At 42.2% G+C, this 1,599-nt stretch carries 2 protein-coding genes; both read left to right on the forward strand.

Annotated elements, in window-relative coordinates; all coding sequences use genetic code 11:
• The first annotated feature begins 83 nt into the window (after positions 1-83).
• Entirely contained in the window at positions 84-1,079 is a 996-nt protein-coding gene (locus FD01_RS01750) for an SIS domain-containing protein (protein WP_056962395.1), read from the forward strand.
• A gap of 19 nt (positions 1,080-1,098) precedes the next feature.
• Positions 1,099-1,509, forward strand: a complete 411-nt coding sequence (locus FD01_RS01755) for a PTS sugar transporter subunit IIA (RefSeq protein WP_054720094.1) — start codon at positions 1,099-1,101, stop codon at positions 1,507-1,509.
• Positions 1,510-1,599 lie beyond the last annotated feature (90 nt).

Raw genomic sequence — 1,599 nt, forward strand, 5'->3', positions numbered from 1 at the left:
TTTTTATTGTCCAAAAAATTTTGAGACAGTGGCTAACTTGATTCTAAAATGCGCGGGCAAAATTATTTAGGAGGATTAACTATATGTTGAAATTTGATAAGCAAAAATTGGTAGAGAACATGCAGGGAGCTCTTGAACTGCGAGCAGAGATCAATAATTTCATTGACCAAATTGACAAACGCGGGTACAGCAATGTTTGCTGGCTCGGAATCGGTGGGACTTACGCCTCAGCAATGCAAGCCAATGTACACATGCAGGAAAAGTCCGCAATCGATCAGTTTTATGAAAATGCTGCTATCTATCTAACCACCGGCAATAAGCGCATCACGAAAGACTCACTTGTAGTAATCTCATCTGTCTCGGGTAATACGGAGGAAGTAGTTGAAGCCGTTCGGAAGGCCAAGGACGCTGGTGCTACTGTTCTGGGGTTCATCGATAATAAAAAGGCCGAGCTGGCTGGAATGGTGGATTGTGTTATTTCGTATCCGACTGATGAACAGTTAAAATTCTTCATGGTCGGAGATAGACTCATGTATCTAAATGGGGAGTTCCCAGAATATGATGAGTTTTACAAACAGATGGATGAGCACTTTGCGAAAGATATTGCTGATGTCGAAGAAAAGTCTGATCAATTTGCAGCAGAGTTTGCTGAAAAGCATCATGATGACGATATCCATTATTTCGTCGGTGCTGGTAACCAATGGGGAGCAACATACTCATACGCCATGTGCTACTGGGAAGAACAGCATTGGCTAAAGACAAGGGCTATTGAAGCTCCAGAATTTTTCCATGGCATGTTTGAAATCGTTACGCGCGACACACCAGTTACCGTGTACGTTGGAGAAGATAGCCAGCGTAGTTTGAGTGAGCGAGTAGCAAACTTCTTACCTCAAATTTGTGGGAATTACACAATCATTGATACCAAGGATTACGACCTGCCTGGATTTGATGATAAGTTCCGCGGTACTCTGAGCCCGTTTGTATTTCATGCAATTAACAATAGAATTGATGCTCACATTGAGCACATTAACCGCCATCCTATGGATATTCGCCGCTATTACCGCCAGTTGAAGTACTAGAAAATGGAGGTTATGCAAATTGACTGCACTGGTTTTAATTAGTCACGGGGCTTTCTGTAAGGGAATTAAACAGAGCGCAGAAATGATTCTAGGCCCCCAGAGTGAAATATATACGGTCTCATTGGAGGAAGGCGAGTCTCCTGAACAATTTGAGAACAAGTTCTTGGATGTGATTGAACAACTAGATGAGTACGTTGTTTTCGCAGATTTGCTAGGGGGGACCCCATGCAATGTTGCAGCAAAACAGCTTTCCAATAATCCGAACAAGTTCCCGCTATACACAGGAATGAATCTTCCCATGGTTGTTAGTTTTGTTAATGGTAAAATTTCGAGCCAGACTCCAGACATTTTAAAGGAAAGCAAGGATGGCATTGTTAAGGTGAATGATGCCTTGATTCAGGCTGAAAGCGAAGCTACTGAAGATTTCTAGAAGATGGAAAAAGAAACCCCGTCTTTGGTAATATCTACCTGGATTATTCATAGAATTTCAAAAAAGCAGCGCAATCCCATGATTCACACG

The organism is Lacticaseibacillus manihotivorans DSM 13343 = JCM 12514 (assembly GCF_001435035.1).
In the GTDB taxonomy this organism is placed as follows: domain Bacteria; phylum Bacillota; class Bacilli; order Lactobacillales; family Lactobacillaceae; genus Lacticaseibacillus; species Lacticaseibacillus manihotivorans.